This is a genomic window from Sagittula stellata E-37 (assembly GCF_039724765.1).
Classification (GTDB): Bacteria; Pseudomonadota; Alphaproteobacteria; order Rhodobacterales; family Rhodobacteraceae; genus Sagittula; species Sagittula stellata.
Map to the genome: position 1 here is coordinate 1,742,755 of NZ_CP155729.1, position 20,668 is coordinate 1,763,422.

The 20,668-nt window shown below is 64.2% G+C and carries 20 protein-coding genes; 11 read left to right on the plus strand and 9 right to left on the minus strand.

Annotated elements, in window-relative coordinates; genetic code table 11:
• Positions 1-10: 10 nt before the first annotated feature.
• Together ABFK29_RS08370 and ABFK29_RS08375 are read left to right on the plus strand one after the other, a co-directional pair.
• Entirely contained in the window at positions 11-646 is a 636-nt protein-coding gene (locus ABFK29_RS08370) for a thermonuclease family protein (protein ID WP_005856961.1), read from the plus strand.
• Between the two features lie 93 nt (positions 647-739).
• On the plus strand, positions 740-976 hold the full coding sequence (locus ABFK29_RS08375; protein ID WP_005856962.1) for a YdcH family protein: 237 nt from the start codon (positions 740-742) through the stop codon (positions 974-976).
• 55 nt (positions 977-1,031) lie between these two features.
• Here the strand turns inward: ABFK29_RS08375 and ABFK29_RS08380 are convergent, their stop codons facing one another.
• Positions 1,032-1,544, minus strand: a complete 513-nt coding sequence (locus ABFK29_RS08380) for a glutathione peroxidase (RefSeq protein ID WP_005856964.1) — start codon at positions 1,542-1,544, stop codon at positions 1,032-1,034.
• Positions 1,545-1,732: 188 nt separating this feature from the next.
• Between ABFK29_RS08380 and ABFK29_RS08385 the strand changes: the two genes are divergently transcribed.
• Both ABFK29_RS08385 and ABFK29_RS08390 read left to right on the plus strand, forming a co-directional pair.
• Positions 1,733-2,002, plus strand: a complete 270-nt coding sequence (locus tag ABFK29_RS08385; RefSeq protein WP_005856966.1) for a DksA/TraR family C4-type zinc finger protein — start codon at positions 1,733-1,735, stop codon at positions 2,000-2,002.
• 10 nt (positions 2,003-2,012) lie between these two features.
• The gene (locus tag ABFK29_RS08390) at positions 2,013-2,576 is read left to right on the plus strand and encodes a hypothetical protein (protein WP_005856968.1); all 564 of its coding nucleotides are present in this window, start codon (positions 2,013-2,015) and stop codon (positions 2,574-2,576) included.
• 33 nt (positions 2,577-2,609) lie between these two features.
• Here the strand turns inward: ABFK29_RS08390 and ABFK29_RS08395 are convergent, their stop codons facing one another.
• On the minus strand, positions 2,610-4,433 hold the full coding sequence (locus ABFK29_RS08395; protein WP_005856970.1) for a M3 family oligoendopeptidase: 1,824 nt from the start codon (positions 4,431-4,433) through the stop codon (positions 2,610-2,612).
• A 193-nt stretch (positions 4,434-4,626) separates the two neighbouring features.
• Here ABFK29_RS08395 and ABFK29_RS08400 point away from each other — a divergent pair, with 193 nt between their 5' ends.
• Positions 4,627-5,640, plus strand: coding sequence for a hypothetical protein (locus ABFK29_RS08400; protein ID WP_005856973.1), 1,014 nt, complete (start codon positions 4,627-4,629; stop codon positions 5,638-5,640).
• 39 nt (positions 5,641-5,679) lie between these two features.
• Here the strand turns inward: ABFK29_RS08400 and ABFK29_RS08405 are convergent, their stop codons facing one another.
• From ABFK29_RS08405 to ABFK29_RS08425, 5 genes are all read right to left on the minus strand, one after another.
• A complete protein-coding gene (locus ABFK29_RS08405; protein WP_040604272.1) occupies positions 5,680-6,579 on the minus strand; it encodes a hypothetical protein in 900 nt (299 codons plus the stop codon).
• A gap of 137 nt (positions 6,580-6,716) precedes the next feature.
• A complete protein-coding gene (locus ABFK29_RS08410) occupies positions 6,717-8,306 on the minus strand; it encodes an ATP-dependent DNA ligase (protein WP_005856976.1) in 1,590 nt (529 codons plus the stop codon).
• Positions 8,303-9,310 (minus strand): ligase-associated DNA damage response exonuclease, encoded by a 1,008-nt coding sequence (locus tag ABFK29_RS08415; protein WP_005856978.1) that lies wholly within the window; start codon positions 9,308-9,310, stop codon positions 8,303-8,305. Before ABFK29_RS08415 ends, ABFK29_RS08410 begins: the two co-directional genes overlap by 4 nt.
• 169 nt (positions 9,311-9,479) lie before the next feature.
• Entirely contained in the window at positions 9,480-10,442 is a 963-nt protein-coding gene (locus ABFK29_RS08420) for an alpha/beta hydrolase (protein WP_005856981.1), read from the minus strand.
• Positions 10,442-10,732, minus strand: coding sequence for an SCP2 sterol-binding domain-containing protein (locus tag ABFK29_RS08425; RefSeq protein WP_005856983.1), 291 nt, complete (start codon positions 10,730-10,732; stop codon positions 10,442-10,444). Before ABFK29_RS08425 ends, ABFK29_RS08420 begins: the two co-directional genes overlap by 1 nt.
• Before the next feature lie 91 nt (positions 10,733-10,823).
• Between ABFK29_RS08425 and ABFK29_RS08430 the strand changes: the two genes are divergently transcribed.
• From ABFK29_RS08430 to ABFK29_RS08450, 5 genes are all read left to right on the plus strand, one after another.
• Entirely contained in the window at positions 10,824-11,375 is a 552-nt protein-coding gene (locus tag ABFK29_RS08430; protein WP_232281524.1) for a tetratricopeptide repeat protein, read from the plus strand.
• Positions 11,376-11,399: 24 nt separating this feature from the next.
• The gene (locus tag ABFK29_RS08435; RefSeq protein ID WP_005856987.1) at positions 11,400-14,387 is read left to right on the plus strand and encodes a helicase-related protein; all 2,988 of its coding nucleotides are present in this window, start codon (positions 11,400-11,402) and stop codon (positions 14,385-14,387) included.
• Positions 14,388-14,768: an RNA-binding S4 domain-containing protein gene (locus tag ABFK29_RS08440; RefSeq protein WP_005856990.1), complete on the plus strand. Its 381-nt coding sequence runs from the start codon at positions 14,388-14,390 to the stop codon at positions 14,766-14,768. It begins immediately after the preceding gene.
• A gap of 52 nt (positions 14,769-14,820) precedes the next feature.
• Positions 14,821-15,159, plus strand: coding sequence for a ferredoxin FdxA (fdxA, locus tag ABFK29_RS08445; RefSeq protein WP_005856992.1), 339 nt, complete (start codon positions 14,821-14,823; stop codon positions 15,157-15,159).
• Between the two features lie 364 nt (positions 15,160-15,523).
• On the plus strand, positions 15,524-16,030 hold the full coding sequence (locus ABFK29_RS08450; RefSeq protein WP_040604327.1) for a CarD family transcriptional regulator: 507 nt from the start codon (positions 15,524-15,526) through the stop codon (positions 16,028-16,030).
• Positions 16,031-16,134: 104 nt separating this feature from the next.
• Here the strand turns inward: ABFK29_RS08450 and ABFK29_RS08455 are convergent, their stop codons facing one another.
• Entirely contained in the window at positions 16,135-18,033 is a 1,899-nt protein-coding gene (locus ABFK29_RS08455) for a monovalent cation:proton antiporter-2 (CPA2) family protein (protein WP_005856996.1), read from the minus strand.
• A 143-nt stretch (positions 18,034-18,176) separates the two neighbouring features.
• Positions 18,177-19,103, minus strand: a complete 927-nt coding sequence (locus ABFK29_RS08460; RefSeq protein WP_040604273.1) for an esterase/lipase family protein — start codon at positions 19,101-19,103, stop codon at positions 18,177-18,179.
• 309 nt (positions 19,104-19,412) lie between these two features.
• Between ABFK29_RS08460 and ABFK29_RS08465 the strand changes: the two genes are divergently transcribed.
• Positions 19,413-20,588: an aminotransferase class I/II-fold pyridoxal phosphate-dependent enzyme gene (locus ABFK29_RS08465; protein ID WP_005857000.1), complete on the plus strand. Its 1,176-nt coding sequence runs from the start codon at positions 19,413-19,415 to the stop codon at positions 20,586-20,588.
• Positions 20,589-20,668 lie beyond the last annotated feature (80 nt).

Sequence of the window (20,668 nt, forward strand, 5' to 3'; positions counted from 1 at the left end):
GTGCCTTGCAATGCCCGCCCAGGCTGAGGTCGCAGGGAAGGTGCACGTGATCGACGGCGACACCCTTGTCGTTGGCGACACGCGCGTCCGGCTCCACGGCATCGACACTCCGGAGAACGCGCAGATGTGCGGTGCAAAGGGTGTCAGTCCCTGGCCTTGTGGCGCATGGGTGTCTGACAAAGTCCGGTCGGTCTACGAAGGGGCAAACGCACGCTGTTCCGAGGTGGACATGGATGGCTATGGCCGCGTGGTGGCGAAGTGTTTCGTGCACGGCGAAGATGTCGGGCGGCAATTGGTGGCGGAAGGTCTGGCGCTGGCCTACGCCAAGTACTCTCGGGACTATCTTGGCGATGAAGCGTCGGCTCGCGCGGCGGAACGGGGCTTGCACGGAATGGTTTTCGAACGTCCGGCCCGGTATCGGGCACTAAAGCGGGAGGCGCGCGCAAAGACAGGCGCCTTGGGGCAGGAGAGCCCGCTGGGGTGCCGGATCAAGGGCAACATCAGCCGCTCTGGCGGAACCCGGATCTATCATGTTCCCGGCCAGCGCGACTATGACGCGACGGTCATCACCGAGACGCTGGGCGAACGGTGGTTCTGTTCGGAATCCGAGGCACGCGATGCCGGGTGGCGCCGCGCCAAACGCTGAGCCCGAAAAACGTGCATATTTGATGCGCATCAAGGTGGGTGGGGCAGGGTGGCTTTAGTGTCTGTTCTGACGCAAGAACGACAGGAGACGCACATGTCGCATACCCCCCACGAGCTTTCCGAAGAGTTTCCGGAATACGCTGAGAAACTCCGTGAACTGAAGACCAGCGATGCACATTTCGCGCGGCTGGCTGACCAGTACCACGAAGTAAACCGCCGGGTGCACCGCGCGGCCACGAACGTGGAACCGATGGAGCAATTGGCCGAAGATGAGCTTCGCAAGGAGCGGGCCGTTCTGAAGGACGAGATCTACGCCCTGCTCAGGGCCTGATCATTCGCCAATCGCCCATTTTCGTGCAGCGGGCGCCCTGAGGGGGCGCCCGTTGTCATTTCAGGTATGGCTGGATCGCCGAGACGATCGGTTCCGACAACGGTTTGGTCGTCGACCCGAAGGTTGCAACAACCTCGCCTTCAGGGCTGACGAGCACCTTGTTGAAGTTCCAGGACGGCTCGAACCCGTATTGCTGCTTGACCCATTGGTAAAACGGATGCGCCGTTGCGCCGCGCACAGAGGTGATGTCCGTCATCGGCAGGGTTAGCCCGAAGTTCACGGCGCAGAAGTCGGCCACCTCTTCGGCGGTCGCGAGTTCCTGACGGAAGTCGTCGGAGGGTACGGCAAGGACAACCAGACCGTCTTCCTTGTGCCGGTCGTAAAGGCTCTGCAATCCATCATATTGTGGCGTGAAACCACAGCGCGAGGCGGTGTTGACGACGAGGACCGGCTGGCCTTTCCAATCGCCGAGATCGAGCGTCCCACCGTCGATGCCGTTGAAGGTGAAGCCCGCCGCCAAAAGCGGCGTTGCCAGAAGGCTCAGGAGGAGGGTGGCGGTGCGGATCATCGGTGGCGTTCCTGCAATGCGGTTCGCAATAGATACGTGCGACGCGACGTTCCGGTTTCAAGTTTTCCGGCGGCTGGCCTGACGTGGCGGATTTCTCTGCGTGCAACCGGTACCGTGGCGCTTGCGTTGGAATGTCGAGGCGTGCTGGAGTGGGTGCCTCAGGGCCGAAATGCGGACGGAGGTGCACGATGGCGGGGGGATGGAGCCGCGACGGCGCGGAAAACGAACAGATGGAAGCGACGATCCAGGAGGAACTGGAGCGCTTGAAGGCGCGCCGCGGCCCGTCGGGCGAGAGTTTCCGCGCGTGCGCGGAGTGCGGCGAGGAAATCCCCGAAAAGCGCCGCGTGGCGCTGCCGGGGGTAAAGCTCTGCGTGGAGTGTGCGTCCGAGCGTGACAGTGTATTCAAGGCGCGGGCCGGGTACAACCGGCGGGGGTCGAAGGACAGCCAGTTAAAGTGAGGTCTTGGGCATGACGTGGCCCGTCTTGCAGAGGTGGGGGTGCTTTTCGGCGGTCCGGGTCCTGCCCCTGTGCCTGGCGGTTGGCTTTGGTCCGCTGCCGGCCTGCGCCGAGGAACTGGGGGTGATGACGGCCCGGGTGGACGGGGCACCGATGGAGTGGCGGCTCTATGCGTTCGACCGGTCCGGGGGCCAGATCGCGACGGCGGCGTTCCGGCAGGACCAGTGGTTGGCGGAATTGCAGTTGCAGGGGCACGTGGAGCCGGATTTCTCCAGTGCCGATGTCATGAGCCTGACTGTCCGCTTTCCGGGCTGGTACGCGCCGGGGGTGGCGCCCATGTCGGTCGATATCCTCTACGTCCCCGAGCGGCTGGGCGGGCCGTTCTGGACCAGCCGCGGCGCGCGCCAGGGCCCCAGCGTCGAGATCGTCCGGTTCGACGTCATGGGACGCATGGGCGAGATCGACCTGGCCTTTGCCGGTAAGTTGTGCCGCAAGGCGTACCTTTCGGCGCCGGTCGATCTCGGCAATTGCGTCGAAGTGCTGGGGCGCGTGGTGTCGCGGGTGGTGATGGAATAGCCGCGGCAGTGGCGACTTCGGCTCAGGTCGCGCCTAGTCCTCCATCGCTTCCAGTTCGTCGATGAAGCCTTCGATCATCGACAAGCCCTTGTCCCAGAACGCCGGGTCCGTGGCGTCCAGTCCGAAGGGCGCCAACAGCTCCTTGTGGTGCTTCGATCCGCCAGCCTTCAGCATGTCGAAGTACTTGTCCTGGAACCCCTCGGGTTGTTCCTCGTAGGCGGCGTAGAGCGCGTTCACGAGGCCGTCCCCGAAGGCATAGGCGTAGACGTAGAAGGGCGAGTGCACGAAGTGCGGGATGTATGCCCAGAAGGTTTCGTAGCCTTCCATGAAATCAAACGACTCGCCCAGCGATTCCGCCTGCACCGACATCCAGAGCGCGTTGATGTCGTCCGGGGTCAGTTCGCCGCCGCGACGCGCCTCGTGGAGTTTGCATTCGAAGTCGTAGAAGGCGATCTGACGCACGACCGTGTTGATCATGTCCTCGACCTTGCCGGCCAGCAGGACCTTGCGTTCCTTCTGGTCCTTGGCGTTTTCGAGCATCTTGCGGAAGGTCAGCATCTCGCCGAAGACCGAGGCCGTTTCCGCTAGCGTCAGCGGGGTGGAGGCCAGCATTTCGCCCTGATCCGCCGCCAGAACCTGGTGCACGCCGTGGCCCAGTTCGTGTGCCAGCGTCATCACGTCGCGCGGTTTACCAAGGTAGTTCAGCAGCACGTAGGGGTGCGCGTCGGTCACGGTGGGGTGCGCGAAGGCGCCGGGCGCCTTGCCGGGTTTCACCGCGGCGTCGATCCAGCCCTTGTCGAAGAAGGGGGTCGCGATCTCGCCCATGCGGGGGTCGAAGGCGGTGTAGGCGTCCATCACCATGCCACGCGCCTCGGGCCACTTGACGATGCGGTCGGTTTCCATCGGCAGCGGCGCGTTGCGGTCCCAGACCTGCATGCGGTCGACGCCGAGCCACTTGCGCTTCAGTTCGTAGTAGCGGTGGCTGAGGCGCGGGTAGGCAGCGACCACGGCATTGCGCAGGGCTTCCACGACCTCCGGTTCGACGTCGTTCGACAGGTGGCGGCCGGTCTGCGCGGTGGGCATCCCACGCCAGCGGTCCATGACCTCCTTCTCCTTGGTCTGCGTGTTGTGGACACGCGCGAAGGTCTTGATGTTGGCGGCAAAGACGCGGGCGAGTTCACGGGCCGCGGCTTCGCGCTTCGACCGGTCCTGATCGGTCAGGTGGTTCAGGGTCGACTCGATGTTCTGCTCTTCACCGTCGATGGTGAAGGTGAGCCCTGCGATTGTCTCGTCGAAGAGGCGCTCCCACGCGTCGCCGACCACACCCAGGTCGTGCAGGAACTTCTCCATCTCGTCGGACAATTGGTAGGGTTTCATCGCGCGGATGCGACGGATGGCTGGTTTGTAGCGGGCGAGGTCCGCGTTCTCGGCGTAGCGGCTGTCGAAGAAGTCGTCCTCCAGCCGGTTCAGTTCCAGCGTGAAGAAGACCAGCGGCGTCGTGTAGACGGTGATCTTTTCCTGCATGTCCGACAGGAACTTCGCACGCTCCGGATCGACGGTCATCTGGTAGTAGCGCAGGCCCGCGAAGGACATGATCCGCCCGGCGATGCCCTCGATCTTTTCGTGGCGGTGGATCGCGTCGAGGAAACCCTTCGCGTCCAGCGAGTCGAGCTTGCCCTCGTAGTCGGTGGCGAAGCTGCGGCAGGCATCCTCCAGCCAGTCGAGATCGCGTTTCAGTTCCGGCGCGTCGGGGGCCGGGTAAAGATCGGTCAGGTCCCACTCCGGCAGCGGGCCCAGGTCCTTGCCACCTGCGCTGGCATTGGCATCGAAGACGGGACGGGGGGCGGTCATGCGCATGGGAGTACCTCTGTTTGCCATTTGAGCAAGACATAGGGGCCGCATCACGGGGAAGGCAAGGCGAGGTGCCGGATATTTGGGCGGCGGGCATAGCCAAAAGGATTGGAGACGCGCGGCCGGATCGCCCTACACTGAGAAAGGACACCCGGGGAATCAATCCGGGGCACGCGGTATTCAAGGGAGGATTTTCAGCATGTCGAACAAAAACGTGGTCTTTGGCGTCGGTGGCGTTCTCGTGGGCCTTTTGGCAGGCGTCGCCGTCGGCGGAGCCGTGAGCGAAAGCAAGATGGCAGAGGCGATTGGACGGTCGCTCAGCCCGGCGCAGGAAGCATCGGCCCAGGCCGCCAGCAGCACGCAGGAGGCCCTTGCCCGGCTGGAGGAACGGCTTGGGACGCTGGAGCGGGCGGTCAACGACAGCAAGGTCGACCCGTCGGCGCTGACAGAGGGGGTGCGTGCCTCGACCGAGGGCATGTCGGCCAAGCTGGACGAAATGCAGACGGCCCTGAGCACAAAGATCTCGGACACGTCGAAAAGCCAGACGGAAGCGATGAAGACGGCGCTTTCGGACATTTCGAACGGGATCGAGGAAAGCGCGCGTATCGCCGCCTCCGCAGTCGCGGCCGCGGGCGGGGGTTCCGCCTTGGGCGAAAACGGCTCGGCAGAAGCCATGAGCGCAAGCGACACCGCGGAATTGAGCGAGCCGATGGGCGTCGGCGAAACCGCGATCTTCGCGGACGGTGCGCTTCGGGTCTTTGTCTCGCGGCTGGATGCACAGAGCGGCTCGGCCCGGCTGTCGATCAACGGAAAGTCGTCGATGCTGGGTGCGGGTGGCACAACGCACGCCAGCGTCGGGGAACAGACCTGCGCGGTGTCGGTGATGGCGCTGACAGATGACGGGGTTACACTGGGTTCCGACTGCAAGGGGGCGGCGCAGGAGGAGGCAGAGCAGCAGGCGGCAGCGAGCGAAGCGCCCGAGAACGGCATGAAACCCGGCAACGCCGTCAGCCTGGCCGATGGGGCCGTGCGCGTCTTCCTGTCGTCGGTCGACGATCAGAGTGGTGTGGCGCGGATCGCGGTCAACGGTGTCACGACGCAGCGCGTGGCGGTGGGCGACAGCGTCGAAGTAAGTTCCGGCGATCAGAACTGCACCGTCACGGTCACCGGTGTCGGCCAGGGGCAGGCTGCATTCGACGCAAAATGCAGCTAAACTGAGATGGTGCGTCCCTCACGGGGCGCGCGCCTCCTGTCAGAACTTGTAGGTGTAGGTGGCGTGCAGCCCGGGGTGAAGCGCCCCATCGGTGGCCGCGAACGTCACCTTGCCGAATTCCTTGAAGCTGTAGTCCACCGCGATCCCGTAGGCCTCGTCCGTCGCATCCTCGGTGAACTCTCCCATCACGTCGAGTCCGAGACGGTCGGCAAGCGGCACGCGCATGTGCCACGCGACGGCATCGGGGCGTTGGTTGGCCTCTGGGTGGAGGTATGCCAGCCCGATCTCGCCTCCGTCGAAAAGGTACGCGCCACCGACTTTTGAGTTCGTGGCAACGTGTTCGTTGTCGCGCGTCCAGACGCTTTCCACAGCGGCCATCAGCCGGTAGCTGTTCCCGTTCCACGTCAGCGCCGCAGAGGCGGAGCGAAAGCTGCCCTTGCTGGCGTCGTGCACCGAGACGATCCAGTCGAGACTGCCCGTGCTGCCCTCGGCGGACAGGCCCCACGGAACAGCGGTGCGGCGCATGGCCTCCACCGTGTTGTAGGCGCGCGTGTATTCGGCCCGGCTGTAGGCAAGGAAGGGTGCGGTGTCCTCGAACACCGAAGGAAGAACGGCGTCGTAAGCCGGGCGCAACGCCCCCAGCTTGTACCGGCTGTCCCATGCGAAGGCCCCGTAGGTTTCATGCGGCCGCTTGCCGTCGAGCGAAAACAGGTATGTGCCGAATTCGAAGGTAAGCGGCACGCGGGACGTCAGTGGCACTGCAAAGCTCACATCCGCAAAGCCGATCCCCGGTCCGGGCTTCATGTCCGTGGTGCCGATGGACAGCGTTCCGTGGTAACTGAAGCCGCCAAAGGACGACGGTTGTTCAGGCTCTGCCGCCTGAGTGGCCATCGGCCCGGCCATGGATAGGGCGACAAAAAGCCCGAGGATTCGCTGCATTCTAGGCCCCCGTCTTGGACGAATGAAATAAAGCCATGGGCGGACAGCGGAGGGAAGATCGGCGCGGCCCTCGGGTCTTTGTATGTGACCGGAACGGCACGTTTTTTTGCCCACAGACGGCGTGGCGCACCCGTCATTCAGCCATAGGCTGACAGCATGTCCTGAAGGTCGCCCAGTGTGTTCGCCTCAGCCACAGGCTTATCCCGCCGCCACCGGGCCATGCGTGGAAATCGCAACGCAATTCCGGACTTGTGGCGGGGGCTGGCCTGGATGCCTTCAAAGGCGATCTCGAACACATGTTCCGGGCGCACCTGCCTTACGGGTCCGAACCGCTGCAACGTGTTGCGGCGGACCCAATGGGTGATTTCATCGAACTCCTTGTCCGTCAGGCCTGAGTAGGCCTTGGTGAACGGCACCAGTTCGTTGCCCTTCCAGACGGCGAAGGTGAAATCGGTGAACAGGTTGGCGCGCCGTCCGTGGCCCTGCTGCGCATAGATCATCACCGCATCGACCGTCAGTGGGTCCAGCTTCCACTTCCACCAGTCGCCCTTCTTGCGCCCCGACAGGTACGGTGCGTTCAGCCGCTTCAGCATCACCCCTTCCGAGCGATGCTCACGCGATGTGCTGCGGGTCTTCGCCAGCGCGTCCCAGGTGTCGAACGGCAGCGCTGGTGACAGGCGCAAAGGGGCGTCGCCGGGCAGGCCCGTCAGCAGGCTGTCCAACCGTGCCCGCCGCTCCGCCAGCGGAAGATCGCGGATGTCACGGCCCTCGTGTTCGAGCAGGTCGTACGCCAAAAGCGTGACCGGCGCGTCTTTCAGCAGTTTCCTGGAAACGGTCTTGCGGGTGATGCGCGGTTGCAGCGTCGCAAACGGCAAGGGACCGTCACGCCACGCGAGGATCTCGCCGTCGAAGACGCAACCGTCCGGCAGGAAATCCGCCGCCCGTGCAAACTCCGGGAACCGGTCGGTCAACAACTCCTCGCCCCGCGACCACAGATGGTGTTGCCCGTCGCGCAGGATCAGCTGGCCGCGTATGCCGTCCCATTTCCATTCCGCCTGCCAGTCTTCCGGCGCGCCCAGCGTCTCCGGCGCATCCTCAAGCTGGTAGGCCAGGTAGAAGGGATAGGGGCGCGATGCGTCGGCGGCGGGATCGTCCCGCTCGACGAGGTCGTGGAACGTGGTGGTGTCCGGCGTCCAGTTCCCCATCAGCTTCAGCGCCAGCGCGGCCTCGTCCTGCCCGGTGGCCTGGGCGAGGGCACGGGTCATCAGCTTGCGGCTGACCCCTAGCCGGAACCCGCCGGTCAGAAGCTTGGTGAACAGGAACCGCTGCGGTGTATCGAGCTGATCCCATGCTGCAACGATCTTCGGTTTGCGCTCTTCAAGTGGAAGGCGGTTGAGGTCCCGTAACGCGTCGATCCAGTGGCTCAACGAGAAATCGCTGTCGTTTTGCGGTGGCGGCAGGACCAGGGCGATGGTCTCCGCAAGATCGCCCACGATGGGATAGCTCTCCTCGAACAGCCACAGCGGAATGCCGGCGCGCTCCGCCGCAAGCCCGCGCAATTCGGTGGCGTTCACGGCACGTTTGGGCCGGCGGCCGGAAAACAGCGCGATGCACCAAAGCTTGTCCTCATCGGGCGCATGTCGGAAGTAATCGGCCAGAGCCGCTGTCTTCACGGACGTTTTTGTGGTCTGGTCGAGAGCGATGAAAAGTCGCGTGAAACGCTTCATGCAACCGGCTCCACATCGTCCGCCTCGTTGCCGAACTCTGTCGGGACCACATGGGCGTCATAGCCTTGCTCGCTCAGCCAGCGGGCGAAGATCTCGGTGTATCCGTGTGTCGCATAAACGGTTTCCGCGCCCGTGGCCTCGATCGCCTCCTGCAGCCCGGGCCAGTCGGCGTGATCCGACAACACGAACCCCCGGTCCATGGCCCTGCGACGGCGAATGCCCCGCAACCGCATCCAGCCCGACGCGAAACCCGTTGCCGCATTTCTGAAACGTCGCGCCCATGGGCCGCCAAGCGCAGAAGGCGGCGCGATCACCAGCGGAGACCGAAACGCCTTCAGGTCGATATCCGGTGTGATATGTGTGGTGTCGGGCAGGGCGCATCCCTGGCCGCGCAGCACTTCGTTCGTCGCCTCCACCGCGCCGTGTGTCAGGATCGGCCCGATGGGATCGAGCAGGGACAAAAGCCGCTGCGCCTTGCCCAGGGAGTAGGCACCCAAAAGCGCGGTCCTGCCCTCTGACGCGCACAGTTGCCACCATGCGTTGATCTCGCGGGCGACCTCTGCCTGTGGCGCCCATGTAAAGACCGGCAGACCAAAGGTGCACTCGGTGATGAACGCGTGGCAGCGCACGGGCTCGAACGGCTCGCAGAACCCGTCGTCCCTGGTCTTGTAATCGCCGGAGACGACCCAGACCTGCCCTCCGACCTCGACCCGCACCTGGGCGGACCCCGGTAGATGCCCCGCCGGGTGAAAGGACACGGTGGCGTCGCCGATACGCCGCGCGTCCCCGTATCGGATCCCGTCCGCCTTGATCTCACCCAGACGGTGACGCATCACCGGCAGGGCCGCTTCGGTGGCCAGGTAGGAGCCATGCCCCGGGCGCGCATGATCCGCATGCCCGTGTGTGATCAGGGCCCGCGCCACCGGCCGCCAGGGATCAATAAAGAAATCGCCGGCGGGGCAATAGATCCCGCGGTCGGTGAAGGTGAGGACGGGCTCGGTCATGGCGCAAATCTAACCCGGCGCCAGACCGAGGCCAGTGCCGAAGGTCCGTTTGCCCAAACGGCGCCCCATCTTCATCTTGGCGAAAATACCTCGGGGTGCGGGGCAGAGCCCCGCTGCGCGGCCGCGGGCCGCGCGGGTCGGCGCGGCGAAACCTTATCGGTGCGCTCAGTCAGGCAGTCAGGGCCTGCGCCTCGCCGGCGCTGTCGAACAGCGCGACCATCTCCGACACGATGCGCTCGCGGGTCGATGGCACTTCCATCATGACCTCGTGCTCACCGGCGGGCACCATGTCCAGCCGCCCTCCGGGCCAGTTCGTCATGCGGGTGCGGATGCGGTCGACGTCGACGATGCGCTCATTGGAGCCGCAGAAGCAGATGCAGGGCAGTTGCGGCGACGGGCGCCGGGCCAGCGACCGGGTCTCCGCCAGGGCCTCATGCAGCCAGTGCAGGGACGGGCCCCCGAGCTGCAGTTCGGGATGGGCCAGCACCTGGCGGCGCATGTAGTCCCACATGTCCGGGTCGCGGGTCAGCAGATTGTCCTCGAAGTCGGCCGAGGCGACGTAGCTGTCCGCGCCCGTACCGGGTGCGTAGACGTGGCCGAGGCCCACGGATTTCGATACCCGGCTGATCGCCCAGGCCGCGGGCCGGACCGGGTTGGCGATGCGGATGCCCCACATCGGTCCGGTGAATACCGCAGAGGCCACCGGCAGCCCATTCATCACCGCCCGCAGACCGATGCAGCCGCCCATGGAGTGGGCGATCAAGTGCAGCGGCCTGGGCAGGTCCAGCACCTTCACGATGGCCTTCATCGCCGCGACGTCGTGCTGGTAGTCCTCGAACAGGCCGACGTGGCCGGTGCGCGGGTCTTCCAGCATCCGGTCCGCCAGCCCCTGTCCGCGCCAGTCGATGGCTAGGGTGTGGTATCCCGCCTCGGCCAGGGCTGCAGCGGTGCGGCCGTATTTCTCGACGTATTCAGTCCGCCCGGGAAAGAGCAGAACTGTCCCCCGCGTTCCCCGTGACGGGAAATGCGCGATGCGCAGCCTCAGCAGATCCGGTGCCTCCATCCAGAAGGCACGGGAGCCTTCCGGACCTTCGGACAGATCGGCGTAGAAGGGCGCGGGGGTCAGGGACATCAGGCAAGCACTCCGGCAAGGCGCATGGCGGCCGACATGTCGCCATCGACCGCCAGTTTGCCGCCCATGAAAGCGGCGGTCGGGTTAAGGTCGCCTGAAAGGATGGCCTCGAACGTGTCGCGGTCTGCGGTCAGGGTCACGTCGGTGGCATCGTCGCCCTCGCGCACCGTGTCGCCCTCGATGATCACGCTGCCTTCGTCCTCGATCACGAATTTCGCAGAGCCATCAAAGGACTCGCCGCCCATCTTTTCCTGCAGGGCGGCCACCGCCTTGGTCACAACTTCGCTCATAAGAGACTCCTTGGTGCTTTCTCTCTAAATCGTGCGCTTCAAATTCGGCGCACGGGCGCTACACTCATGGCAGGTAATGAGCACGGGTGACATGGAATTCAAAAATACCGTCACGGCAATCCTAGCCACAGTCATGATTTCCGTACCATTCGCGGTATCTGCGGATGAGCGCCTCGACGAGCTCATGTCGGAGCTTCGTGGTGCGGAATCGGAAACCGCGGCACAGCGGCTTGAGAACCAGATCATTACGGAGTGGTCGAAGACCGGCTCTCCGGCGATGGACCTGTTGTTAAAACGTGGCCGCGACGCGCTGGAGGTCGAGGATACCGATGCGGCGCTGGAGCATTTCCGGGCGCTCACCGATCACGCGCCCGACTTCGCCGAGGGCTGGCATGGACTGGCGTTGGCCTTCTTCGAGAAAGAACGCCTGGGCGAATCGATGGACGCGCTGGAGCATGTGCTTGCGCTGAACCCGGACCACTTCGGTGCGCTGCGCGGCGTGGCTGCGATCCACGAACAGGTCGGCCATGAGGTGCTTGCCTACCGGGCCTATGAACGGGTACTGGAGCTTAGGCCGCATGACGAAGACGTCGAGAATGCTCTCACGCGGCTGGAACGCAAGGTTAAGGGTGTGTCCCTGTAAGACGGGATCGTCCGAGAGAGGCGCATGGCGCAGCGAGCACGGATCGCGGCCGTTCTAGGCCCGACCAACACGGGCAAGACGCACTACGCCATCGAACGGATGCTGGCGTACAGGAGCGGTGTCATAGGTCTGCCGCTGCGTCTGCTGGCCCGCGAAGTCTATGACAGGATCGTGGCCGCGCGCGGCCCTTCGGTTGTAGCGCTTGTCACCGGCGAGGAGCGCATCGTGCCGGCCCGTGCCCAGTACTGGGTCTGCACGGTCGAGGCGATGCCCGAGGGCATGGGCGCGGATCTTGTCGCCATCGACGAGATCCAGCTCTGTGCCGATCCGGAACGGGGGCACGTGTTTACCGACCGCCTGCTGCGGATGCGCGGCACGCACGAGACGCTCTTTCTGGGTTCAGACACCATGCGCGGCCCGATCGCCCAGCTCGTGCCCGGCGTGGAGTTCGTCCGGCGCGAGCGCATGTCGCAGCTTGTCTACACCGGGTCGAAGAAGATCAGCCGGCTGCAGCCGCGCACGGCCATCGTCGGTTTCTCGGTGGACAACGTCTACGCCATCGCCGAACTGCTGAAACGGCAGAAGGGCGGGGCGGCCGTGGTCATGGGTGCCCTGTCGCCCCGGACGCGGAACGCGCAGGTCGAACTCTACCAGAATCGCGAAGTCGACTACCTCGTCGCCACCGACGCCATCGGTATGGGGCTCAACCTCGATATCGACCACGTGGCGTTTTCCTCGACGACGAAGTTCGACGGGCGGCGGATGCGCCCCTTGATGCCCAACGAACTGGCCCAGATCGCGGGCCGCGCCGGTCGCGGCATGTCCGACGGCACTTTCGGCGTCACCGGCGAAGCGTCGCCCTTGTCCGAGGATGTGGTGGAGGCGATCTGCAACCACTCCTTCACGCCGCTGAAAAAGCTGCAATGGCGCAGCGCGGCCCTGAATTTCGCGTCTATCGACGCGCTGGAGCATTCGCTGGAGGTCTCTCCCGACCATCAGATCCTGTCGAAGGCGCGTGAAGCCGACGATCTGCGCGCTCTGCGGGGGCTCGCGTCGGAGGCCGAGGTGAGTGCCCGGGCGTCGAGTGTCGAGTCGGTCCGGCTCCTTTGGGACGTTTGCCGGGTGCCCGACTTCCGCGGCATCAGCGCTGCGGAACATGCGGGGCTGCTGGGCGTTATCTTTGGGCACCTGCACGAACGCGGGCAGGTGCCGGACGATTTCATGGCGCGGCAGGTGGCACGCATTGACCGGACGGATGGCGACATTGACACATTGTCGAAACGACTGGCGTATATCCGCACATGGACCTATGTGGCGCAACGACGTGGGTGGACGCGTGACGAAGAGCATTGGCGCGAGGCCACTCGCGCTGTAGAAGATCGCTTGTCGGACGCTCTGCACGAGCGGTTGACGCAAAGATTTGTAGATCGGCGGACCAGTGTTCTGCTTCGCCGGTTGAAACAGAAGGAGGCCCTCTTGGCCGATGTGAACGATCAGGGTGAGGTGACCGTCGAAGGTCACGTGGTTGGAAAGCTTGAGGGGTTCCGGTTCCGTCAGGACAAGGACGCGCAGGGGCAGGAGGCAAAGACGCTGCGGCAGGCGAGCCTGCAGGCCCTGACGCCGCATTTCCACCTGCGCGCGGACCGCTTCTACAATGCGCCCGACACGGAGATCGACTTTACCGAGCAGGGTGGCCTCATGTGGGGCGATCAGGCGGTGGGCAAGCTGGTGAAGGGCGATGCCCCTCTGAAGCCGCGAGTCATCGCGTTTGTCGATGAAGAGGCGGGGCCGGACGTGGCCTCCAAGGTCGAGCGCCGCCTCCAGCACTTCATGGACCGCAAGATCGCGGCGCTGTTCGAACCGCTCCTGAAGATGGAGGCCGACGAGACCCTGACCGGTCTGGCGCGCGGTTTCGCCTTCCGGCTGGTCGAGTCGCTCGGCGTCATCCCTCGCGCCGAAGTGGCCGACGAGGTCAAGTCGCTGGATCAGGATGCGCGCGGCTCGCTGCGCAAGCACGGTGTGCGGTTCGGTCAGTTCACCATTTTCATGCCGCTCCTTCTGAAGCCCGCCCCGACGCGCCTGCGGCTTGTGCTTTGGTCGCTGTCGAACGGTCTGGACGAATTCCCCGAGGCGCCGCCGCCGGGACTGGTGACCGTTCCCAACATCGACGAGGTCCCGGCGCAGCATTACGCGCTGGCGGGTTACCGCAAGGCAGGCGCGCGCGCCATCCGGATCGACATGCTGGAGCGTCTTGCGGACATGCTCCGCAGCGAGGATTCGCGTGGCGGCTTCGAGGCGAAGGCCGACATGTTGTCGATCACCGGCATGACGCTGGAGCAGTTTGCCGACCTGATGCAGGGTCTGGGCTACCGTGCCGAGAAGGGTGAACGCAGCAAGGTCAAGGCGGTCGACGCGGTTCTGGAGCCGGAAACCGGAGAGCAGGTCGAAGGCGAGGCCACCCACCTGCCGGAAGATACACCGGTGATGGACGTGGCCGCCGAGACGCCCGCAACGCTGGAACCGGGCGCAGACGAAGCGCCGCAGCCTGCCGACGTGGCCGAACCGGTGGCCCAGCTTGAGGACGAGGGCGAGGCGCCGGTTTCTGCCGAACCGGCGGAAGAGATGGATGCCGCAAGCAACGAGCATGCGGTTCCTGAAACGCCTGAAGAGGAAATCCTGCCGGGCGAGGCGCCGGATGCTGCCGTCGCGGGTGCAGAGACGGAAGTGTTCTACACCTTCACCTGGGGCGGAAACCGCGGCAACCAGCAGCGTCGGGGCGGCGGCAAGCCGCGCCGCGATGCGCAGGGTGCGGGTGGCGGCCGTCGCGACGACCGTGGCGACAAGCCGCGCAGCAAGGGACCCAAGGGCAAGGGTGGTCCGAAGGGCAAGGGCGGGCCGAAAGGCGACCGTGGTCCGAAGACCTTCGAATCCCGTCCTCCCCGCAAGGACAAGCCCATCGACCCGGACAACCCGTTTGCAGCGGCCCTGATGGGGCTGAAGGGAAAAGACTGAGTGTCCGACGCTCCGCAGCCAAAGATCCGCATCGACAAGTGGCTCTGGCATGCGCGCTTTTTCAAGACTCGCTCGTTGGCGGCCAAGGTGGTCGCCAGCGGGGTTCGCGTGAATGGCTTGCCGATCGCCAAGCCCGCGTTCGGCCTGACCGCAGGCGATGTTCTGACCTTCACACAGGGCAATGACGTCAGGGTCATCCGCGTTCTGGCGCACGGAACACGGCGCGGCCCGGCGCCCGAAGCCCGCGAACTCTATGAAGATCTGGACCCGCCAGCGCCGCGCGTACGAGACCCGTCCGCGCCGGTGATCGAGCAGGGCGGGCGGCCCACCAAGAAGGACCGGCGGCAGTACGAAAAGTCGAGGTCCTCTGCGCTTGATTGATCCGCAGTGCTGGATTAGTCAGACCGGAAACATGCCCGAGTGAGGATCGCTCATGACCTATGTCGTCATCGACAACTGTATCGCCTGCAAATACACCGACTGTGTCGAGGTTTGCCCGGTGGATTGTTTCTACGAGGGCGAGAACATGCTGGTCATCCATCCTGACGAGTGCATCGACTGCGGTGTCTGCGAACCGGAATGCCCGGCTGACGCCATCCGTCCGGACACCGAGCCGGACATGGAAAAGTGGGTCGAGTTCAACCGCAAGTACTCTGAGGAGTGGCCTGTCATCATCACCAAGAAGGACCCGCTGCCCGAAGCCGAAGAGCGCGACGGCGAGACTGACAAGGTGACCAAGTACTTCTCGGAGAAGCCGGGCGAGGGCGGCTGACAACCTCCGCACCCATGTAGTGCCCGGCAACGCGGTCCGTGGGCATGACCTGCGGGCGTGGCCAGATGATTCGCGGATTCGGCGACTTTTTTCCATTCCTGGCTCGATGATTGACTTAACGCATTGTTTTTGTGCGTTATTCTCAGGCGAGGCAGGATGCTAGGAGTGCGGCCGATTTTATGTTATAAACTTGGTCTACGTGATGACATCTTGCGCAGGGCTCAATGCCTGAACTGCCTCTGGGGGCCTGATAATCGACGATACGACCGGGTGAACGGGAATCGCAATGATTGCCGCGCACTTTTTGTGTCTCTGCTATCTCCACCCTGCGCTTGTCCTGTCGGTGCTGCGAGGAATGAAATATATGACCAAAGCGAAAAAAGCCGAATTCCGTCCTAACGACTATGTGGTGTACCCGGCGCATGGCGTCGGACAGATCGTGTCGATCGAGGAGCAGGAGATCGCCGGCATCAGCCTCGAGCTCTTCGTGATCTCCTTCGAGAAGGACAAAATGACCCTGCGCGTTCCCACGCACAAGGCGTCGGAAGTCGGTATGCGTTCGCTCAGCTCTCCTGACGTGGTGAGCGAAGCGATGAAGACGCTGAAGGGCAAAGCCAAGGTGAAACGGGCGATGTGGTCGCGCCGCGCACAGGAGTACGAGCAGAAGATCAACTCGGGCGACCTGATTGCCATTGCCGAAGTGGTGCGCGACCTGCACCGTGCCGACGACCAGCGCGAGCAGTCCTATTCCGAGCGTCAGCTTTACGAAGCCGCGTTGGAGCGTCTGACCCGCGAGGTCGCGGCTGTGACCGGCGATGAAGCCGCTGCCGCCAAGCAGGTGGACGAGGTCCTGGGCCTGCGCGCTGCGTAACGTCTGACCGATATCCAATTTGAAAAGGCACCCCGCGAGGGGTGCTTTTTTCTTGTGCTGAAACCTGACTTGCCCGGCCCGTTTGCCGGCAAGACACTGCCGGCCTAGGCCACGTCCTTCTTCCCGCGCTCGTCCAGCGCCGTGAACAGGGCTGTCTCCAGTTCCTTTTCCAGCTCTTTTGCACGCGCGATATAGGGCTCGTTCTCGGACGCAGGCACGCCCGGATTCCACAATTTGGCAAGTTCACGGACCGTGTTGCGGTCATGGTGGTAGAACGTCTCTTCGGCGATGGCGGCCTCATATTCGCTCATCCCGATATTCTCCAACACGTAACGGCCCGCGCGCAGAGAGCTGTCGAACATTTCGCGTACGATGTCGTCTGCACCGGCCTGGTAGAGCGCATAGACGTGGTTGCGGTCGCGGGCGCGGGCGACGATGTGCAGATCGGGCCGGATGCGCCGGGCGTAAGCGACCAGCTTGGTCGTGGCCTTGTGATCGTCCAGAGCAGCCACCAGAACCCGCGCCGATCCCAGTCCGGCCGCGTGCAGCAGCTCCGGGCGCGTCGGGTCGCCGAAGAACCCCTTGAAGCCGAAGCGACGCATGAGCTGGATGGTCTGCATGTCGTGGTCGAGCACCACTGTCCGGTAGCCGGAGCTTTGCACCAGCCGGTTCACGACCTGCCCGAACCGTCCGATACCTGCGATGATGACCGGGCCTTCCTCGTCGATCTCGTCCGCTTCGGCGGTTTCGGCATTTTCTTGGAACTTGCGCGCAAGGTGATCGAACAACAGGAAGAGGAGTGGTGTGATCATCATCGAGAGCGCGACGACCAGAAGTAGCCGGTCTGCCAGCGGCTCGGGGAACACGTCGAGCTGAAGTGCGAATGAGACGAGGACGAAGCCGAACTCACCTGCTTGCGCAAGCCCCAAGGTGAACAGCCAGAGGCCGCGGCGGCTCAGCCCGAAGGCGCGGCCAAGGCCATACAGCACGGCCCCCTTGATGACGATGACCGCCACGGCGAGCGCGACGACAAGGAACGGCTCTTCGGCAAGGCGCTCCACATCGATCCCGGCGCCGACGGTGATGAAGAAAAGCCCCAGCAGCAGGCCCTTGAACGGCTCGACACTCGATTCCAGTTCGTGCCGGAATTCGGAGTTCGCCAGCACAACGCCTGCAAGGAATGTGCCGAGCGCGGGGGACAGACCGACCAGCGTCATCAGGAAGGCGATGCCGATGACGATCAGCAGGGCGACGGCGGTGAACATCTCCTGCAGGCGCGCGGAGTGGATAAACCGGAACAGAGGGCGGGCGCCGTAGATCCCGGCCAGAATGATGACCGCAATAATCCCGAGCGTGACCAGCGCCGCCTGCCAGCCTTCCAACCCGTCGACCAGCGACATGGCTGCGCCGTGGCCGTCACCGGCGTGATCGGCGGCATGCGCCGCGTCCGTTGCCCGTCGGATGCTGCCATCCGGATTGATCGCGACGGATGGCATGACCGCCAGCAGGGGCAGGGCGATCAGCATCGGGATCACCGCGATGTCCTGTGTCAGGAGGACGGAGAAAGCAGACCGCCCGCCGTTGGTCTGCATCAGGCCCTTTTCCGACAGCGTCTGCAACACGATGGCGGTAGAAGAGAGCGCCAGCGTCAAACCGATGGCAAGCGACGTCTGCCATGCCAGACCAAGCGCGATCGACCCCAACATGATCGCCGCAGTGGTCAGCACGATCTGCAAACCGCCGAGGCCAATCAGCCGATGCCGCATGTCCCACAATGCCCGTGGTTCGAGTTCCAGACCGATAAGGAACAGCATCATGACCACGCCGAATTCCGCGAAATGGCGCAGGTCGTCGGTGTTGGCCACAAGCCCCAGTCCGGGCCCTATGACGATCCCGGCGAGCAGGTAACCAAGGACAGAGCCAAGGCCCAGACGGGACGCGATGGGCACCGCGATGACGGCGGCGGCGAGGAATACTGAGGCCTGGAAAAGGAATTCGTACACTTTGGCTGGGGCTCCTTGCTGTCCGCATAATGATGCGTGGCCTTGGCGGTCAAACGCAACATCCGGATCGAACCAAAGTCACATTGCGGGCGAATTGTTTAGCGGGAAATGGCCGTCTCCCGAAATTTGGGACGCGAGGTTGGTCATTCGGCGGGCAGGGCCAAAGGCGCACGCATGGGACGGCGGGGCAGGATCCGGGACCAACGTGGGGTTCCCGTCTCCGGCAGGAGCGCGCGCAGCCGTCCGAGGGGGAGGTCATTCGACAGAAACGCAGCATACAGCGGGAAGACTCCTGCGCGCAGGTAGGGCGACCAGTGACAGACCAGGCGCTGGGGTTCCGCTATGGGAAATCCTGCGGCGCGCAGCGTCTTCAGGCTGGTCGGGTCGTCGAGTTGCAGCGTCACGAGGTTCGGCAGGCGGGGCGTGCCGTGGCCCAGCATCCGGTCTTGCGGAATGGTCGGCGGCACCAGCCGTTCCAGAAGGAAATCGTACAGGTCGTTCTCGCGGCTGGTGACGTTCAATACCTGCGTTGCCTGGCCGGATGCGCCGCTCAGGGCCGAGCAGGCCACCCCGGCGTATTCCGCCGCAGCCAACAGGACGGCGCGGCTGACCGCGCCCGGATTGCCGTATCCGATGGCGGTCAGGGCGACACGCGCGCCCAGCGAATGCGCGACAAGGTTCACGGGCCGGGCGGGGGCGATGCGTCGGATCTCGGCCACGAGGCGCGCCAGTGCATGTCCGGCGACCAAGGCTTCGGCGTGGGCGTCCCAGATCGTGCCCCGTGCCATCCAACCGAAAGAAATGCCCAGCCCCTCGCCATGCTGTCCGCGCAGGCCGAGGTGTCTTGGCCAACTGACAACCCGGGGATCGGTGACAGAGGGCACACGTGCGAAGATCGTGCGATGCGGACAGTGCTTCGGGTGGCCGGGCAGGTATTTGTAGCCGTGCACCATGACGGTCACCGGCCCCGGGTCTTCCGCCAGCGCCCGGCGCAGGGTGGGCGACAGCGGCGTCGTGGCGCCATGCAGGCGCGGTTCGCCGTCCGTCACAGTGATGCGTAGCATTGGCATGGCAGCGTCCCACTACATCTTGTGGATGACCCGTAGCTTCAGCCTGCGAAAGATTGATGAAAGCGCGGTGACCGCTCTGTGACGCTCTTGAAATGTGTCCTTAACGTCTCTATGCGTGCCCGCGTGGCGATTTGTTACCGGATTGCGGGCCACGGCGGGCATCATTCGTGTCGGGCAGAAGTGTGAGGCGTTGCGTTTCGGCACTTCTGGTACGACGGACCAGACCTGTCAAAAGCCGCTAAAGAGGTCAGCCGAAAGCCCCCTTTCGCTTGGCCGAAACGGGGTTTTTTTGTTGGAAGGATCAACAACATGGAACGCAGCAAACGCACCCGGCTCGTGCATGGCGGCACGAAACGCAGCCAATGGGGCGAGATGTCGGAAGCGATTTTCCTGACGCAGGGGTTCGTCTACGAGACGGCCGAGGCGGCCGAGGCCCGTTTCGTCAAGGCGGGCGACGACGAGTTCATCTATGCCCGCTACGGCAACCCGACCATGCGCATGTTCGAAGAACGCCTGTCCGGCTACCTCGGGTTCGAGGACGGCTTTGCCTGTGCGTCCGGCATGGCGGCGGTGAACGGCGCATTGATGGCGCTGACCAAGGCCGGAGACCACGTTGTCGCGTCCCGGGCCCTCTTCGGGTCCTGTCTTTACGTACTGGAAGACGTGCTGGCCCGGTTTGGCGTCGAGGTTACACTGATCGACGGCACGGACAACGCGGCATGGGAAGCGGCTGTTCGAGACGATACGCGTCTGGTCTTCCTCGAATCCATTTCCAACCCGACGCTTGAGGTGATCGACCTCGCGCATGTCTGCAAGGTCGCCCATGCCAAGGGCGCGCTGGTTCTGTGCGACGACGCCATGGCAACGCCGGTCTATTCCTATGCCCGGGCGTGCGGCGCCGACATCTCCATCGTATCGACCACAAAGCATGTGGACGGACAGGGGCGCATGCTGGGCGGTATGATCTGCGGCCCGAAGGAACTGATCCGCGGACCCATCGAAGCCTACATGAAGCATTCGGGCGGCGCGATGAACCCGTTTACCGCCTGGACGCACCTTAAGGCGCTGGAAACGCTCGAACTGCGGGTTCGCGCGCAGGCGCAGGGGGCAATGGCGCTCGCGGAAGCACTGAACGGCCACGAAAAGCTGAACCATGTCCGGTATCCGACGCACGCCGCGCATCCGCAGCATGAGTTGGCGCGGTCGCAGTCGGAGGCGGGGGGCACTGTATTGTGCTTCGACATCAAGGGCGGCAAGGACGCGTGTTTTCGCTTCTTGAACGCGCTCGAGATCGTGCTCATCTCCAACAACTTCGCGGATGCGAAGACCATCGCGACCCATCCCGCGACCACCACGCACCAGCGTCTGCCGCAGGAACAGAAGGACATTCTGGGAATCACGCCGGGTCTGGTTCGTCTGTCCGTCGGGCTGGAAGACACAAGAGACATCCTTTCCGACCTGCTTCAAGCGTTGGAGTCTGCATAAAGTCGCTCTAAAAGTGAACCGGAGGGCGGTTAGACACGTAGACTAGTCGATATTGGATTTTCCGCCGCGCAGACATAGGT

Excerpts from the sequence above, each read along its gene's own strand:
- ABFK29_RS08370 (WP_005856961.1), top strand. The coding sequence starts at position 11 with ATGCCCGCCCAGGCTGAGGTCGCAGGGAAGGTGCACGTGATCGACGGC.
- ABFK29_RS08375 (WP_005856962.1), top strand. The coding sequence starts at position 740 with ATGTCGCATACCCCCCACGAGCTTTCCGAAGAGTTTCCGGAATACGCT.
- ABFK29_RS08380 (WP_005856964.1), bottom strand. The coding sequence starts at position 1,544 with ATGATCCGCACCGCCACCCTCCTCCTGAGCCTTCTGGCAACGCCGCTT.
- ABFK29_RS08385 (WP_005856966.1), top strand. The coding sequence starts at position 1,733 with ATGGCGGGGGGATGGAGCCGCGACGGCGCGGAAAACGAACAGATGGAA.
- ABFK29_RS08390 (WP_005856968.1), top strand. The coding sequence starts at position 2,013 with ATGACGTGGCCCGTCTTGCAGAGGTGGGGGTGCTTTTCGGCGGTCCGG.
- ABFK29_RS08395 (WP_005856970.1), bottom strand. The coding sequence starts at position 4,433 with ATGCGCATGACCGCCCCCCGTCCCGTCTTCGATGCCAATGCCAGCGCA.
- ABFK29_RS08400 (WP_005856973.1), top strand. The coding sequence starts at position 4,627 with ATGTCGAACAAAAACGTGGTCTTTGGCGTCGGTGGCGTTCTCGTGGGC.
- ABFK29_RS08405 (WP_040604272.1), bottom strand. The coding sequence starts at position 6,579 with ATGCAGCGAATCCTCGGGCTTTTTGTCGCCCTATCCATGGCCGGGCCG.
- ABFK29_RS08410 (WP_005856976.1), bottom strand. The coding sequence starts at position 8,306 with ATGAAGCGTTTCACGCGACTTTTCATCGCTCTCGACCAGACCACAAAA.
- ABFK29_RS08415 (WP_005856978.1), bottom strand. The coding sequence starts at position 9,310 with ATGACCGAGCCCGTCCTCACCTTCACCGACCGCGGGATCTATTGCCCC.
- ABFK29_RS08420 (WP_005856981.1), bottom strand. The coding sequence starts at position 10,442 with ATGTCCCTGACCCCCGCGCCCTTCTACGCCGATCTGTCCGAAGGTCCG.
- ABFK29_RS08425 (WP_005856983.1), bottom strand. The coding sequence starts at position 10,732 with ATGAGCGAAGTTGTGACCAAGGCGGTGGCCGCCCTGCAGGAAAAGATG.
- ABFK29_RS08430 (WP_232281524.1), top strand. The coding sequence starts at position 10,824 with ATGGAATTCAAAAATACCGTCACGGCAATCCTAGCCACAGTCATGATT.
- ABFK29_RS08435 (WP_005856987.1), top strand. The coding sequence starts at position 11,400 with ATGGCGCAGCGAGCACGGATCGCGGCCGTTCTAGGCCCGACCAACACG.
- fdxA (WP_005856992.1), top strand. The coding sequence starts at position 14,821 with ATGACCTATGTCGTCATCGACAACTGTATCGCCTGCAAATACACCGAC.
- ABFK29_RS08450 (WP_040604327.1), top strand. The coding sequence starts at position 15,524 with ATGACCAAAGCGAAAAAAGCCGAATTCCGTCCTAACGACTATGTGGTG.
- ABFK29_RS08460 (WP_040604273.1), bottom strand. The coding sequence starts at position 19,103 with ATGCCAATGCTACGCATCACTGTGACGGACGGCGAACCGCGCCTGCAT.
- ABFK29_RS08465 (WP_005857000.1), top strand. The coding sequence starts at position 19,413 with ATGGAACGCAGCAAACGCACCCGGCTCGTGCATGGCGGCACGAAACGC.